Genomic DNA, 16,238 nt, shown 5'->3' on the forward strand with positions numbered 1-16,238 from the left:
TAGAAAGGCGGCTGCTTTTATGAAAATAGACAGGCTGATAGGTATCTTATCTGTGCTGCTGCAGCAGGAAAAGGTGACAGCCCCGTATCTGGCGGAAAAGTTCGAAGTGTCCAGGAGGACGGTCAACAGAGACATCGAGGATCTGTGCAAGGCAGGGATACCGCTTGTCACCACGCAGGGAAGCGGGGGCGGCATATCCATCATGGAAGGTTATAAGCTGGAGAAGACGCTTCTCACTTCTTCAGAGATGCAGGCCATACTGACAGGGCTGAAAAGCCTGGACAGCGTGGCCGGGACGAGCAGATACAGACAGCTGATGGATAAGCTCGATGTAAGGAGCACTACACTTGCGTCCAACAGCCACATACTCATAGATCTGTCCTCCTACTACAAAACGACACTGGCACCGAAGATAGAGAAGATACAGGACGCGATAGAAAACCGGAGATATATCGCTTTTCGCTACTATGCGCCCAAGGGGGAGAGTGTCAGGAAGATCGAACCGTGCCTTCTCGTGTTCCAGTGGGCGTCATGGTATGTCCGCGGATACTGCCCGGACAGGAAGGATTACCGTCTGTTCAAGCTGAACCGCATGCTGGAGCTGGAAGTGCTCCCGGAGCAGTTTGCGGAGCGGGAGGCAGAGCCCTATGAGCTGCCGGCGGATTCGGCATATGACAGGCACATACCGGTAAAAGCTGTATTTGCTCCTGAAATGAGATGGAGGCTTATCGAAGAATATGGAGCGGACTGCTTTGAGGAACAGGAGGACAAAAGACTGCTGTTCCGGTTTGATTTTGCGGACGAGGAAAATATATTCAGCTGGATTTTAAGCTTTGGAGATAAAGCGGAGCTGCTGGAACCAGCTGGGCTGCGCAGCCGCCTTCATGATATCGCGGGGAAAATCTTTGAGAAATATAATGACAGATAGCAGGAACAGAGCGTAAGAGCCGGACGGCTTATATTATGGAATAATCTTACTCCCATGATTTCACATTGAAATATGGGAGTTTTCTTATTATAATTGAAACTATAACGTGCGGGCGACCGCTTCGGCTAATAATACAAGAAGGATGGATGATGACGATGAGAAGACCAAAACGTGAAATCAAGGATATGGCGGAGATATGCAAGGTGATTGACGAGTGCAGCGTGTGCCGGATGGGGCTGTGCGACAAGGGCAGCGTGTACATCGTGCCGATGAATTTCGGCTACATACGCGAGGAGAGAAAGCTTACCTTTTATCTGCACAGCTCAAAAGTCGGAAGGAAGATGGAAGTGCTCAAAGAGAATCCTCATGTGGGCATAGAGCTTGACTGCAGGCACGGGCTTCTGCCTGCTGACAAGCCGTGCAGCCACAGCTATTGCTTTGCGAGCCTTATCGGCACGGGCAGGGCTGTCATAGAAGAAGACGCGCAAGAAAAGCGGAAGGCATTGAAAGTAATCATGAAGCACCAGACGGGGAAAGACTTTGATAACTTTGACGAGAAATGGATCAACGCCGTGGCCGTCATAAAGGTGGAGCTTCAGGAATATGCCTGCAAGCATCACGACGGCACCAACTGATGAAAAAGGGGTGGTTTTATGTGGATTGTCACGGCCATATGCGCGGTATTATCTATAATCCTGCTGTCCGGGAGAGGCAGCTTTCTCATAGCGGGCTATAATACCGCAGATAAAGAGGAGAAGGCAAGATACGACGAGAAGAAGCTCTGCCGTGTCATGGGGGCGGGCATGTCTGTCATAACAGCTATCCTTCTGCTATGTGGGATATATGAATACGACCTTCCCCGCGGCCTGAGATGGATCATGCCGGTCGGCATCTTCGGTGTCGTCATCTTCCTTGCCATAGCGACGAATACGATCTGCAGGAAAAAGAAGCCTGCGGCGGGCACGGTGGCGGGGAGGAAAGATACGTTCATGACGAAGGTTACCGTGGCGGTACTTGTAGTAATAGGCATCATCGTGGCAGCAGTGCTTTATACGGGGGATGTCAAGGTGCGGTTTGAAGAGGAGAGTATGAATATCCATACGTCTATGTTAGGGAATAAAAGAGTAGCATATGGCGATATCAAGTCTATCGCATATGAAGACGATATGGAGGTGGGCAGACGTACCGGGGGTATCGGCAGCTTCCGTATACAGGCAGGTGGCTTTAAGAACAGCGAATTTGGCGCATATCATCTGTACTCCTATACAGACTGCGATGAATATGTCGTCATGGACACGGTATATGGTACGGTCGTAATCAACGGAAAGACGCCTTCAAAGACAAGGAATCTGTATCAGGAAATTTCAGAAAGGGAAGATTTTTTCGCAAATTAATGCTTTAATCTGTGAAAGCAATGTGCTATACTAAAAAAAGCATGTATCGTATGAAGGAGGAAATAACATGATTTGGGCGAAAGAAGAGACCCTGCCGAGAGCTGAGATTGAGGACATACAGCTTGAAAAGCTTAAGGAGACGGTGCATTACATATATGAAAGATCAGCGCCTTACCGGAAGAAGATGGACGAGGCGGGCGTAAAGCCTGATGATATCACCAGCCTGACAGAATTGCGGAAACTTCCATTTACATATAAAGCAGATTTCAGAGATAATTATCCAATGGGACTTTTTGCGGTAGATAAAAAGGAACTGGTGCGTTTCCATGCCAGCTCCGGAACGACCGGAAAACCTACGGTAGTAGGCTATACGAAGAAGGATCTCGACGTATGGCTTAACAACGTGGCAAGGATTGCCTGTATGGGCGGCGCCACGCCGGACGATGTGGCTCAGATCGCTTTCGGGTACGGGACGTTCACGGGAGCGCTCGGGCTTCACGGCGGCCTGGAAAAGTTAGGAGCCTCCGTTATCCCGATGTCATCGGGCAATACGAAGAAGCAGATTATGTTTATGCAGGACATGGAGACGACGCTTCTCGTGGCGACACCGTCCTATGCGCTGCATCTCGGTGAAGAAATCAGGGCGAGAGGGCTTGACCCTTCCAGAGACCTGAAGGTACATATAGGATTGTTCGGTGGGGAAGGAATGACGGAGCCGATGCGAGACGAGATGCATAAAGTATGGGGAGAGCAGTTTTTATGTACCCAGAACTATGGCATGAGCGAGCTGTGCGGCCCTGGTGTGGCGGGGGAGTGCGAGAGATTGTGCGGCATGCATGTCAACGAGGACTGGTTCATACCGGAAGTAATCGATCCTGAGACGGGAGAGGTGCTTCCGCCGGGGGAACACGGGGAACTGGTCGTGACCTGTCTCGGCAAAGAAGCCCTTCCGCTTGTGAGATACCGTACCGGCGATTTGACCAAGCTGATGTACGAACCGTGCGAATGCGGCAGGACGACGGTCAGAATGGAGAATCTGTCCGGGCGTGCGGATGATATGCTTGTCATCCGGGGCGTCAACGTATTCCCGACACAGATAGAGGAAGTCCTGCTCCAGGTTCCGGAGATAGGACCTCATTACGAGATTGTCGTAGAACGGAAGAACCGTCTGGACGTGATGACGATAACGGTAGAACTGATAGATGACCGTCTGCTTGACAGCTACAGCAAGCTGAGCGAGCTGGAGCAGCGGATTAAGAAGGGACTGAAGGCGCAGCTTGGCCTTGCGACACAGATTAAGCTTGTCGCCCCGTATTCTCTGCAGAGATTTGAGGGAAAGGCAAAGAGAGTGACCGATATGAGAAAGGATGGACTATAAGATATGTCAGAGGGAAAGAAAGTAGTAATGCTCGGGAATGAAGCGATTGCCAGAGGGGCATATGAAGCCGGGGTGAAGGTATCGGCGGCTTATCCGGGAACACCGAGCACGGAGATCAGCGAGTATCTCGTCCAGTATAAAGACGACTTGTACTGTGAGTGGTCACCAAATGAGAAAGTGGCGACAGAAGTGGCAATTGGAGCCTCTGTCTCGGGGGTGCGTTCGATGGCATGTATGAAGCATGTCGGATTCAATGTAGCGGCCGACCCGGCTTATACCGTATCGTATATGGGGGTGAACGGAGGACTGGTCATCGTCGTGGCCGACGACCCGGGTCTTTACAGTTCTCAGAATGAGCAGGATACCCGCATGGTGGCCCGCGCGGCACAGCTGCCGGTTCTGGAGCCATCCGACAGCTCTGAGGCGAAGGAGTACATGAAGACGGCATATGAGCTGAGCGAGAAGTTCGACCGTCCTTTCGTATTCCGTATTACGACAAGGCTTGCACATTCCCAGGGACTTGTAGCGCTATCGGACCGTGAGGAGATAGAAGACCGGCCTTATGTAAAGGATGTCAAAAAGACAGTCATGATGCCGGGTAATGCAAAGCTCCGGCATGTGGAGATTGAGAAGAGGAATCTGGAGCTGGCAGAAGCCGCGGAGTCTCTGCCAATCAACACGGCAGAATTCAATGACACTAAGATAGGAGTCATAACGAGCGGTATCCCTTATCAGTATGTAAAAGAGGCGATGCCGGAGGCTTCCGTATTGAAGCTCGGCATGGTCAATCCTCTGCCGAGGAAGATGATAGAGGACTTTGCGTCCAAAGTAGATAAGCTCTATATCGTGGAAGAGCTGGACCCGGTAATAGAGGAACAGGTGAAGTCGTGGGGTATTGAAGCCATCGGAAAAGAGATATTTACCGTACAGGGAGAATACAGCGCCAATATGATCCGCAGAGCTGTTCTCGGACAGGAGCTGGAAATCGCTGCTCCGAAGCCGGCACCGATGCGTCCCCCGATATTATGTCCGGGATGCCCGCACAGGAGTGTGTTCTACGTGCTGCAGAAGCTCAAGATGCACGCCGCCGGAGATATCGGATGCTATACGCTCGGAGCGGTTGCCCCCCTTGGCGTAGTGGACACTACTATCTGCATGGGAGCGAGCATCTCCAGCCTGCACGGGATGGAAAAAGCAAAGGGAAAAGAGTATATCAAGAACTGGGTTGCAGTGATTGGTGACTCTACTTTCTTACATACAGGTATCAATTCTCTCATGAACATGATGTACAACAATGCTACGGGAACGGTCATGATACTGGATAATTCCACGACAGGGATGACCGGGCATCAGGATCATGCGGCAACGGGAAAGACGCTGCAGGGAGATCCGACATATGCGATTGACATACCAGGGCTGTGCCGTGCCGTAGGTGTCAAGCATGTAGTGGAGGTCAACGCGTTTGATATAGGTACTCTTGAACATGTCATCAAAGAAGAGACGGCCAGAGAGGAAGTGTCCGTCATTATAACGAAATCACCGTGCGTGCTTCTGAGCAAAGCAAGAAAGCCGGTTTACACTGCTCACAGGGACAAGTGCAAAACATGTGGAATGTGCATGAAACCGGGGTGTCCGGCCATGACAAGAAATGAGGACGGAACGATATATATCGATGATACGATGTGTACCGGCTGCGGCTTGTGCGAGGACTTATGTAAGTTCGACGCGATAGAAATAGTAAAGGCAGGTGACAGGTAATGACGGCAAAAAATATAATGATAGTTGGTGTAGGCGGTCAGGGAACGCTTCTCACGAGCAGGATACTCGGGGGGCTTGCGATAGAGCTCGGCTATGATGTCAAGCTTTCGGAAGTGCACGGAATGGCACAGCGGGGCGGGAGTGTCGTCACCTTCGTCCGCTATGGCGATAAGGTGGCAGAGCCGATCGTAGAAGAGGGCGTGGCAGATATCGTCATTGCCTTCGAGCGGCTTGAGGCCTATCGGTACGCGCATTATCTCAAAAAGGGCGGTGCCCTGATTGTAAATGACTGGAGGATCGATCCTATGCCGGTCGTCATCGGGGCTGCAAAATATCCGGACAATATATTGGAAGAGCTCAGCAAAGAGTACAGGCTATACAGCGTCAATGCTACAGAGGAATCCAGGAAGCTCGGAAACTCCAGAGTATTCAACATGATTGTGCTCGGCGTCGCCGCGAGGCACATGGACTTTACGAAAGAGCAGTGGTACGATGTGATAGAAAAGACAGTGCCGCCGAAAACGGTTGATATAAACAGGCAGGCGTTTGATGTGGGATATAATCTGGAAGCCAGGTAGAAGTCCCCGGGGTACCTGATGAAAATTAAGGAGGTGTGGTATGATCAGGCAATTATCAGTATTCGTGGAGAACAAGCCGGGAAGTCTTATGGATGTTACGTCGCGTCTCACAGAGGCTCACATTAATATCCGGGCTGTCGCGTCTTTTGACACACCAGAGTTTGGTATCCTTCGTCTCGTAGTCGATAAGCCAGCAGAGGCGAAGGGGTGTTTGACTGAGAAGGGATTTGTCGTCAGGCTTCATGACGTGATAGGCGTAGAGCTGGAAGACAAGAAAGGCAATCTTAATCAGATGTTGGCAATACTTGCAGAAGGCAGAATAAATGTAAACTACATCTATTCATTTGTAATCCGCGAAGGAAAAGCGCCGGTTCTGGTATTCAGCACGGATGACTATGAGGGAGCAGCTCAGATTCTTAAGGATGCAGGTGTAAAGATTGTAGAAGAGTCAGATTTATAAGATTAAGAATAGGAGTAGATGGACATGGCAGGAGTAGCATTAAAAGACTGGAAGGAAAAGATCAGGGACCCGAAGATAGAGTGTATGAGCAGGGATGAGATGAGCGCGCTTCAGAGCGGGCGTCTCGTACAACAGGTAAAGAACGTATATGAGAATGTGGAGTTCTACCGGAAGAAGATGGATGAGATCGGAGTGGAGCCGGGTGATATCCGGGGGATTGAAGATATAGGCAAGCTTCCGTTCACGACCAAGGAAGACTTAAGAGACAACTATCCGTTCGGACTTCTGGCGGTTCCTCAGGAGAAGATTGCGAGAGTGCAGGGGACATCCGGGACGACCGGGAAGCTTACCCTGGCTTCTTATACGCAGAATGACGTGGACGTGTGGGGCGAATGTGTTGCGAGAGGGCTTACGATGGCAGGGCTTACAGAGGCCGACCGTATTCATGTATGTTACGGATACGGCCTGTTCACAGGAGGTATGGGTCTGGATCTCGGGGCGAAGGCGCTCGGAGCGATGGCGATACCGATGTCGTCCGGCAATACGAAGCGCCAGCTCATGTGCATGGAAGATTTCGGGGCGACAGCCTTCGCCTGTACACCGTCCTATGCGCTCTATCTGGCCGAGGCGGCGCAGGAAGCTGGAATTGTGGACCGCCTCCAGATTAAGGCAAGCATTAACGGGGCGGAGCCGTGGACAGATGAGATGCGCAAGAAGATAGAGGGCATCCTGCATATCAACAGCTTCGATATATACGGGCTTTGCGAGATAACTGGGCCGGGGGTCGCCATGGACTGTATCCACCACAAAGGACTCCACGTGTATGAAGATTATTTTTATCCTGAGATTCTGAATCCTGGAGATTATACTACTTGCGCAGACGGAGAGACAGGAGAACTTGTATTTACGACCCTTGCCAAGGAAGGGATGCCGTTGATTCGTTACAGGACAAAGGATCTGACAAGCATCGAATACAGCACATGCGAATGTGGGAGGACGCTGCCGAGAATACAGAAGTTCACAGGCCGTACGGACGACATGAAAGTAATCCGCGGCGTCAATGTATTCCCGACACAGGTAGAGACTGCACTTCTCTCCATTGGCGGCGGGGTGGCTCCTCATTATCTCATGATTGTGGACCGGGAGAACAATCTTGATGTCCTGACTGTCATGGTAGAGGTGGACGAACGATACTTCTCAGACGAGATTCGTAAGCTGGATGAATTGAAGAATAAGGTCGGTGCAGTATTGAAGCAGGCTCTCGGCGTGTCTGCAAGAGTGAAGCTCGTTGAGCCTAAGACGATAGAACGAAGCGAGGGCAAGGCAAAGCGTGTCATCGATAAGAGAGACTTGTAAGAAGGAAGGGTAAAGAGATGGGTATGAGTAATACAGTACAGCAGTTATCAGTATTTTTGGAAAACAGAGAGGGCCGTCTTGACGAAGTGCTTGCCATACTTGCGGAAGGTGGAGTGAATATAGTAGCTCTTAGCCTGGCAGACACATCCGACTACGGTATGCTCCGTATGATTGTGTCCGATCCCCACAAAGGGAGGGCGGTTCTGAAGGAAGCAGATATTACGGCTATGCTGACAGATGTAGTGGCGCTGCGTGTGCCCCACGCCACCGGTTCCCTGAGCAAAGCGATGCACCAGATTGTGGAAGGTGAAGTCAATATCGAATATATGTATGCGTTTGCCAACGGAAGCGATGCCGCGGCGGTACTCAAAAGCGACGATCCGGCGAGGGTCATCGATATCCTGAAGGGCAGCGGATTTGACGTGTACAGCGCGGATGAGGCGTACAGGGCGAATATGTAAAGACAAAAAAGGGGGATGTCATTTCAGACATCCCCCTTTTCTTTAATCTCATTTCATGTATTACTTTTTAATATCTAAATCAATCATTCAAGTCTTGTTTTATATATAAAAAGGTACATCCAAATTCTGATTAATGCAATTGACTAAACTCTTGTTACGTTAACAGCCTGAGGACCTTTAGAGCCTTCAGTTACTTCGAACTCTACTTCCTGTCCTTCTTCCAGAGACTTGAATCCGTCCATGTTAAGACCTGAGTAGTGTACGAATACATCGTTGCCAGTCTCATCAGAGATGAAACCATAACCTTTTTGGTTGTTGAACCACTTTACTGTACCTCTGTTCATTGTGTTACCTCCATAAAAAATAAAATAAATAATTAGATACCGTATCACCTATAAAATGAATCTATAGATAATACCTCGTCAGATTAGCATATTTTTATAAAAAAGTCAATGCATTCGACAATCTTTTTTGCAATATTACTAAATTTGCGAGATATATGCAGATTATAATTGGTTAATGAACAGTAATGCAGCTAAATTGAATTACAGAATTGTATTGACAAAAAGATGTACGGATGCTAATATTTAATCAAATTAAAAAAGAAATGGCTATTGACCGGTCAATTTTTTTTAGCCTTTCTGATATTATCAGAGATATTATTACAGCGATTATCAATGAATGCAGCAAATTCACATGACAGCAGATACTGCAGAAACATAAGGAGGAAGGGATATGTCATACAGATTAGCAGCCGATGTCGGCGGGACATTCACAGATGTCGTGCTGATTGACGATGAGACAGGCAGCCTGACGACCACGAAGGTGCTTACGACCCCTCAGGCGCTGGAGGAAGGAATGCTTAAGGGTTTCGATGAGCTTACGTCAGGGAATTACGAAGAGGTTGCCAGTATCGTACATGGCACGACATCCGGATTAAATTCTGTGATAGAAAGGAGAGGCGCGCACTGTGCATTGGTTACTACGAGAGGGTTTCGGGACGTCTATGAGATTGCGAGGGCCAACCGTCCGGAAATCTATAACAGCCATTACAGGAAACCAGAGCCGCTCATACCCCGCAAAGATATCTATGAAATTGATGAACGGATTACTTATGAGGGTAAGGTAGAGAAGGAAGCTACATATGAGACGATGAGGGAACTGATTCCTTTGCTGAAGGGGCAGTATGAAGCAATCGCGGTATGCCTCATAAACAGCTATATCAATACAGAGAACGAGCAGAAGGTATGCCGGATTCTGAAGGAGCATCTGGATGAGGATGTGATTGTCACCGCGTCTCATGAAATTGCCCGGGAGTCTCGTGAGTATGAAAGGGTTAGTACGGCGGTGATGAACGCTTATGTGGCACCGAGCACGAGGCACCATGTGTACGCACTGGCCGGTGAGCTTGAGAAGAGAGGGTTCAGTGGCACCCTGTATATGATGCAGTCAAGCGGAGGTGTGATACGCGCGGAGATGGCGGCTGTCAAAGCGGTACAGACACTGATGTCCGGACCGGTAGGCGGAGCCATCGGAGCCAGTGCCATCAGGAGGGAGAACATCATCGGGTTTGACATAGGAGGAACGAGCTTTGATGTCAGCCTCGTGGTAAATGGCAAGATTGAGACGGCAGTGGAGGCAGAGATGGAAGGATTTCCAATCCTTGCTCCTACAGTGAATGTATTCAGCATCGGAGCAGGCGGCGGAAGCATCGCCTGGGAGGAAGCAGGCGGCATGCGGGTCGGTCCACAGAGTGCAGGTGCGGTGCCGGGTCCGGTCTGCTACGACAAAGGGGGAACAGCTCCCACGATAACGGACGCCAATCTCGTGCTGGGGCATCTGTCACCCAGACATTTTCTCGGAGGACGGATGAAGATAAATGAGGAAAAGACAAAAGAAGCCTTTGAAAGCTACGGAAAGAGATTTGGACTCGATATGGTGATGGCCGGAGAGGGGGTGTGTACGATTGCAAACCACAAGATGGCAGACGCTATAAGGGAGCTGACGGTACGCAGAGGCATAGACCCGAGGAACTTCTCTATCCTGGCATTCGGCGGGGCGGGACCGATGCATGCGGCGCTCATAGCAGAGGAATTGGACATAGAGGAAGTAATCGTTCCCGCCAACCCAGGCGTATTCTCCGCATGGGGCATGCTGCAGGCAGATATCCGGCACGATGCCGCAGTCACAAGCCTGTGCCTGCTGGACCGTCTGAAGGAGGAAGCATACGAAAGAAACTTTGAATTTCTGAAAGAAGAGCTGCAGAAGGTTTTGGAAAAGGAAGGTATCGCGCAGCAGGCAAAACAATATATCTGTTCCCTGGATATGAGATATTTCGGCCAGGAATACACCATATCCGTGGACATACCGGAGGGCATGGGATATTGCAGAGATTATATAGAGGAGCAGTTCAACGGCATATATGAGCGGCTGTACGGACATCATTCTCCGGACGACATTATTGAAGTAGTGAATTACCGGGTGACGGTCGTCGTGCCGGTCAAAAAGTCACAGGCAGCAGGGAGAGAAGGCGGAGGCCAGGCGGACGTCATCGAGCGGCTCCCCGGATATTTTGACGGTGCACGGCATGATATGAACGTATATGCACGAGAACAGCTTACGACGGGAAGCATGGTCGAAGGTCCGGCGATTATTGTAGAGCTGACATCCACGACCGTAGTTCCGCCAAAGTGGAGGCTGGCAGTAGACGGGGCCGGAAGCATGATTATCACAAAAGTGTAAGGAGGAGATGAGATGAGAGCAAAAGTAAGTCCGATTGTCGTTGAAATCATTCGTAATGCAGTAAATTCTGCCGCGCGGGAGATGAACAGCTGTCTGATTAAGAGTTCCTTCGGTCCGGGCATATATGAGATGAAAGACTGCAGTGTAGGTATATTCAACAAGGATGCCAGACTTCTCGGACAGTCGTCGGGACTCCCGATATTCCTGGGAAATCTGGAGATATGTATTAACATCGTAACAGAGCGGATTGGGATGGACGGCTACCGTGAAGGCGATGTATTCGTTATGAATGAACCCTATCTGCAGGGAACCCATGTGGCGGATGTCACAGTGCTGGCCCCGATATTCTACGGGGGAGAGCTTCACGGCTTTACGGCAGTGCGGGCGGCCATGCAGGATATGGGAGGCAAGGATCCGATTGGCAACGCGGATTCTACGGACGTATACCAGGAGGGCCTGCGGATTCCGCCAATCCGCCTCTGTTCGGGAGGAAAACTGTGTACAGACGTGATGGAGATTATCGCTATCAACAGCCGCTACCATACGATGATGAAAGGAGATTTGAATGCCTGCATCGCGGCGTGCTATACAGGCGGAACCCGGATGGGAGAGCTTTTTGACCGTTACGGCACAGACGTGATGCAAGAAGCGGCAGAAGAAATCTTCCGGCAGTCGGAAGAACTGGACAGAATGGCGGTATCGGCGATTCCCGACGGCGTGTATGAAGCGGAAGGCTGTCTCGATAATGACGGACTGACAGAGGAACCGCGCAGGCTCAAGGTGAAGATATCGATACATGGTGACGAGATGAAGATTGATTTGAGCGGAAGTTCCGGGATGGGAAGCGGCCCGATCAACTGCGGAAAGGCACAGACCATTGCGGCGTGCAGAGTCGGATATAAGCAGATGATCAACCCGAAGAGCCAGGTGTCGGGAGGCACATTCCAGAACTTGAAGGTCGTAGTGGAAACGGGGACATTTCTGGCAGCGGAAGAACCGGCACCTTGCGGATGGTACTTCACAGGACTGGGCCTTTTGATTGATCTGATAGGAAAAGCCCTGTCACCCGTTATGGAGAAAGAGGCGGCGGCAGCCCATTATGGGGATTCCAGCCTTATAATCTTCCGCGGGTACGATTCGGTTCGGGACAAACCGTTCGGCATCTGTGAAGCCACCTCCGGGGGATGGGGTGCATATGCCGGAGGAGACGGGCAGAACTGTATGATCAACGTAGTCAACGGGGACTTGAAAAACTGGAGCGTTGAATTCATAGAAGATAAGTTTCCGCTCCGTCTGCTCTCCTACGAGATCCGGAGTGATTCGCAGGGACCGGGGAAATGGCGCGGAGGTGCAGGCGTCGTCCGCACATACCGTGTGGAGACAGACGGGGAATGCCATCTGATGCTGTGGATCGAACGGACGAAGACGACAGCCTGGGGGCTGTTCGGCGGCGGGAGCGGGAAGGCGCCTGTCGCAATCGTGAACCCGGGAACGCCGGATGAGCGCACGTATCTGAAGACGAACACGCTTTCTCTTAATAAAGGTGATATCGTACAGTTACGGACCGGAGGCGGCGGGGGGTATGGCAATCCTCTTGACAGAGATCAAAGGGCGGTGCGGGAAGATATCGAGAACGGCTATATAACCGTGGAACATGCAAAGGAGTATTATGGCTATGAAGCATAGCCGGGATTATGGATAAAGGAGGAAAAAGGATGAAGAGAAATGTTATGAGACGAGCTCTGGTACTGGGCATGGCAGCGGCACTGGCCTGTTCGCTGTGCGCCTGCGGTGGTGGAAAGAAGACATCCGGCGAAGAGGGAAAAGTGGATACGGAAGATGACAAGACATTTGTCGCCGCCCTTGCATTCATGCCGGACAGCATTGACCCGACCAACCTTATGAACGCGGCAGATATGCATGCGACGAGAAACTGCTATGAGCCACTGGTGGAAGAGGTCCGTGGAACTACGGATCTGGAGCCGTGGCTGGCCGAAGAGTGGGAGATACCAGATGCCAGGACATACATCTTCCACATCCGTGACGGCGTAAAGTTCTATGACGGCACAGACCTGGATGCCGAGGCCGTCGTGTATTCGTTCGAGCGGGCAAGGGCATTTGTAAATTCTGTATCATCCTGTGTGGAGGAGATTGACACGATAGAGGCGACGGATGATATGACGGTGAAGATGACGCTGAAGGCGGAAAATTCGGGATTCTTATATAACGTTGCCAAAATTGGCATCATTTCCCCCACGTTCTGCAAGGAAAACGAGGAGAGCGGAGACTGGGCACAGAAGCATCTGAAGAAGTACTCCTGCGGAACCGGGGCATATCAGGTGACGGATTATGTAGATGATCAGTATGTGACGTTATCCAGATTCGACGATTACTGGCAAGGATGGGAAGACAATCAGATTGACGTGGTCCAGACACTGATTGTCAAGGATAACGCGACACAGATTCAGATGCTGAATTCCGGGGAGGTGGATAAGCTTCAGATTCCGCTGACAGAAAATCTTGACATGCTGGAAAAAAATCCTGATATCGATATATTAAAGGGCGGCTCTTTGCAGACGAACATCTTTACCTTCAACATGAAGAAGGCGCCGTTTGACAATCCGAAGGTGAGACAGGCGGTATCCTATGCTTTTGATTATGAAGGTGTCAAGAATACGGTATACAATGGACAAGCCACCATACCAAGCGGATTCATGCCGGCAGATTTTGCAGAGCATAATACAGATATACCGGAGCAGAAGCAGGATATGGAGAAGGCAAAACAGCTCATGGAGGAGTCGGGAACCGGCCCTTGCGAGATTAGGGTGCACCTCTGCGAGGGCAGTGACGACCAGGTACAGATGGCGCAGATTCTTCAGGCCAATCTCGCAGAAATCGGCATAACGGTCAAAATCGAGATTATGCCATGGACTTCCCTCGTAGAGGAAAATACATCTCCGGAAACGGCACCGGAAATGTCGGCGCTTAATATGGGGGCGTTCACAGGGGACGCGGCTTTCTTCCTGAAGCAGAACTTCCACAGTATCAACAGCGGGGGTTCTTATAACTGGAGCTTTTATGAAAAGCCTGAGTTCGACGAGCTTCTGGACGCCGCTGCGGCAACCGTCGACGCGGCCGAGAAGACGGAACTTCTGAAGCAGGCGCAGCAGATGCTGGCAGACGACTGTGCGGCAGTATATGCGGCATCCCCGAACACGGTGGAAGCAATCAATCATACGTACAAAGGATATGTGCTGCATCCGCTCGACTACTTCTATTCCATCCGGTTCTACCAGCTGACTGTAGGTGACTAGGAGATAAAACGGAGGGAACCGTTATGGGAAAATTTTTATTGAAAAGATGTGCATCGCTTGTGCTCGTCATCATCGGCGTTACGATGCTCGTATTCCTTGCAACCTACTATCTTCCGTCGGATCCGGCCAGGGCGGCGGCAGGGCCGTCCGCAACGAATGAGCAGGTAGAGGCGAAACGGGTGGAACTGGGCCTTGATAAGCCGGTCTACGTCCAGTATCTCAATTACATGAAGGGTCTGCTGAAGTTTGATATGGGAACTTCTTTCAAGACGAAGCAGCCGGTAGCCCAGGAGATAACGTCCAGGCTTTCCGCCACGCTCGAGCTGACTGCTGTTTCACTCATAGTATTCTTTGTCCTTGCCCTTATTCTGGGAAGCATAGCGGCTTTGAAGCGGGCCGGGGTGCTGGACGGCATCATCCGGTTCTTTTCGGTGGCGGGCATGGCAGTTCCACCCTATTGGCTGGCGCTCATATTCCAGTATGTATTCTACTACAGGCTTCAATGGCTGCCGGCCGGCTACCGGCTGCCTGTAGGGACGCTGCCTCCGGACGCCGTCACGGGGTTCTATCTGCTGGACAGCGCGCTTGCAGGAGATTGGGCATTGTTTTTGCAGGCTGCCAGACATCTGCTCCTTCCCGTATTAAGCCTTGTGCTCGGCTATTGCGGCATTACGGCGAGGATGATGCGGACACAGCTTTTGCAGGAACTGCGTCAGGACTACATAAGGACCGCAAGGTCCAAGGGGCTTCCAGAACATACGGTGATAGGACGCCATGCTATGAAAAATGCAATTTCACCTATACTGACACTGTTAGGGATGCAGGCGGGAGGTATGATTGGCGGCACGGTGCTCATAGAAAAGATATTCAGCTGGCCGGGGCTTGGCTCTTATGCCCTGGATGCGATCGCATCGCTGGATTTGATGGTTGTGGCCGGGATTACGCTGACGATGGCAGTCATATTCATATTAATCAACCTGTTAGTTGACATATCATATGTCCTGATCGATCCAAGAGTGAGGTTAAGCTGATGAAAAAGATAAAAAATATTTTTTCAGAGACCTGCCGTCCACGATAGGTACTCTCATATCAGTGATGATTGTGCTGTTCATGGTTACAGGGCCATTTATAGCGAGATATAAGCCGCTTGTCGTAGATATGAACGCGAAGCTGGTGGCGCCAGGCAGCGCCCACTGGTTCGGTACAGATGAGATGGGAAGAGACCTGTTCAGCAGGATGGCATATGGCTCATGGTATTCCATGGGTACCGCTCTGGCGGTCGTCCTGTGTGCGGCGGCAGCTGGTATCGTGATAGGCGGAATTGCCGGCTATATCGGTGGCTGGTTCGACAATCTGGTCATGCGTATATGTGATGTATTCATGTCTTTCCCGCAGATATTTCTCGCTATGATCATCGCGGCGGCAATCGGAGCGGGAATCGGGCCGACCATTTTCGCTCTGGCAGTGTCCTGGTGGCCGAATTACGCCAGGATGGTGCGCGGTATGGTAATTGTCATCAAGGAAAAGCTATACGTAGAGTCTGCAAAGGCAATCGGTATGCATCCGGCAAAGATTGTTTTTACCATAATCATCCCCCAGACAATGTCCATGGTGATTCCGCAGATTACGATGGGAATCGGCAATGCGCTGATAGCCGCATCCGGTTTCTCCTTTATCGGTCTGGGCGCGCAAATGCCCACTCCGGAGTGGGGAGCGATGATATCAGCCGGAAGTCTGTTCATATTCAATGCGCCCTGGTACTCCATGATACCCGGAGTGTTCATCTTCCTGTCGGTTCTTGGATTCAGCCTGTTGGGAGATTCGCTGCAGGAAGCGACAAATCCGGAACTAAGGAACCTATAGACAGGG

Annotated in this window: 15 protein-coding genes; 14 read left to right on the forward strand and 1 reads right to left on the reverse strand. The window is 50.8% G+C overall.

What is annotated here, in order from left to right:
* The first annotated feature begins 19 nt into the window (after positions 1–19).
* The 9 genes from HMPREF0980_RS11730 (at position 20) to HMPREF0980_RS11770 (ending at position 8,313) form a co-directional block, all read left to right on the forward strand.
* Positions 20–928, forward strand: coding sequence for a helix-turn-helix transcriptional regulator (locus HMPREF0980_RS11730; RefSeq protein ID WP_049729284.1), 909 nt, complete (start codon positions 20–22; stop codon positions 926–928).
* Between the two features lie 155 nt (positions 929–1,083).
* On the forward strand, positions 1,084–1,563 hold the full coding sequence (locus HMPREF0980_RS11735; RefSeq protein WP_242847400.1) for a pyridoxamine 5'-phosphate oxidase family protein: 480 nt from the start codon (positions 1,084–1,086) through the stop codon (positions 1,561–1,563).
* Between the two features lie 18 nt (positions 1,564–1,581).
* Positions 1,582–2,322 (forward strand): DUF3784 domain-containing protein, encoded by a 741-nt coding sequence (locus tag HMPREF0980_RS19165; protein ID WP_198146264.1) that lies wholly within the window; start codon positions 1,582–1,584, stop codon positions 2,320–2,322.
* Between the two features lie 67 nt (positions 2,323–2,389).
* Positions 2,390–3,700 (forward strand): phenylacetate--CoA ligase family protein, encoded by a 1,311-nt coding sequence (locus tag HMPREF0980_RS11745; RefSeq protein WP_049729286.1) that lies wholly within the window; start codon positions 2,390–2,392, stop codon positions 3,698–3,700.
* A gap of 3 nt (positions 3,701–3,703) precedes the next feature.
* Complete coding sequence (gene iorA, locus HMPREF0980_RS11750; RefSeq protein ID WP_049729287.1) at positions 3,704–5,458, forward strand: indolepyruvate ferredoxin oxidoreductase subunit alpha; 1,755 nt, start codon at positions 3,704–3,706, stop codon at positions 5,456–5,458.
* Positions 5,458–6,036, forward strand: coding sequence for an indolepyruvate oxidoreductase subunit beta (locus HMPREF0980_RS11755; RefSeq protein ID WP_049729288.1), 579 nt, complete (start codon positions 5,458–5,460; stop codon positions 6,034–6,036). Before iorA ends, HMPREF0980_RS11755 begins: the two co-directional genes overlap by 1 nt.
* A gap of 40 nt (positions 6,037–6,076) precedes the next feature.
* A complete protein-coding gene (locus tag HMPREF0980_RS11760; protein ID WP_049729289.1) occupies positions 6,077–6,496 on the forward strand; it encodes an ACT domain-containing protein in 420 nt (139 codons plus the stop codon).
* Between the two features lie 24 nt (positions 6,497–6,520).
* Positions 6,521–7,852, forward strand: a complete 1,332-nt coding sequence (locus tag HMPREF0980_RS11765) for a phenylacetate--CoA ligase family protein (protein ID WP_049729290.1) — start codon at positions 6,521–6,523, stop codon at positions 7,850–7,852.
* Between the two features lie 17 nt (positions 7,853–7,869).
* Positions 7,870–8,313, forward strand: coding sequence for an amino acid-binding protein (locus HMPREF0980_RS11770; RefSeq protein WP_049729291.1), 444 nt, complete (start codon positions 7,870–7,872; stop codon positions 8,311–8,313).
* 143 nt (positions 8,314–8,456) lie between these two features.
* Here the strand turns inward: HMPREF0980_RS11770 and HMPREF0980_RS11775 are convergent, their stop codons facing one another.
* Positions 8,457–8,657 carry a cold-shock protein gene (locus HMPREF0980_RS11775; protein ID WP_006441829.1) on the reverse strand — a complete coding sequence of 67 codons (201 nt, stop codon included), beginning with the start codon at positions 8,655–8,657 and terminating at the stop codon, positions 8,457–8,459.
* 391 nt (positions 8,658–9,048) lie between these two features.
* Between HMPREF0980_RS11775 and HMPREF0980_RS11780 the strand changes: the two genes are divergently transcribed.
* The 5 genes from HMPREF0980_RS11780 to HMPREF0980_RS11800 all read left to right on the forward strand — a co-directional run bounded on the left by HMPREF0980_RS11780 (position 9,049) and on the right by HMPREF0980_RS11800 (position 16,232).
* Complete coding sequence (locus HMPREF0980_RS11780) at positions 9,049–11,055, forward strand: hydantoinase/oxoprolinase family protein (RefSeq protein WP_049729292.1); 2,007 nt, start codon at positions 9,049–9,051, stop codon at positions 11,053–11,055.
* A gap of 12 nt (positions 11,056–11,067) precedes the next feature.
* Positions 11,068–12,741 (forward strand): hydantoinase B/oxoprolinase family protein, encoded by a 1,674-nt coding sequence (locus HMPREF0980_RS11785; protein WP_049729293.1) that lies wholly within the window; start codon positions 11,068–11,070, stop codon positions 12,739–12,741.
* Positions 12,742–12,770: 29 nt separating this feature from the next.
* Complete coding sequence (locus HMPREF0980_RS11790) at positions 12,771–14,369, forward strand: ABC transporter substrate-binding protein (RefSeq protein ID WP_049729294.1); 1,599 nt, start codon at positions 12,771–12,773, stop codon at positions 14,367–14,369.
* Between the two features lie 23 nt (positions 14,370–14,392).
* Entirely contained in the window at positions 14,393–15,400 is a 1,008-nt protein-coding gene (locus tag HMPREF0980_RS11795) for an ABC transporter permease (protein ID WP_049729295.1), read from the forward strand.
* 64 nt (positions 15,401–15,464) lie between these two features.
* Positions 15,465–16,232 carry an ABC transporter permease gene (locus HMPREF0980_RS11800; RefSeq protein WP_049729296.1) on the forward strand — a complete coding sequence of 256 codons (768 nt, stop codon included), beginning with the start codon at positions 15,465–15,467 and terminating at the stop codon, positions 16,230–16,232.
* Positions 16,233–16,238: the final 6 nt, after the last annotated feature.

Origin of the sequence: Dorea sp. D27 (genome assembly GCF_001185345.1) — a bacterium.
Lineage (GTDB): Bacteria > Bacillota > Clostridia > Lachnospirales > Lachnospiraceae > Extibacter.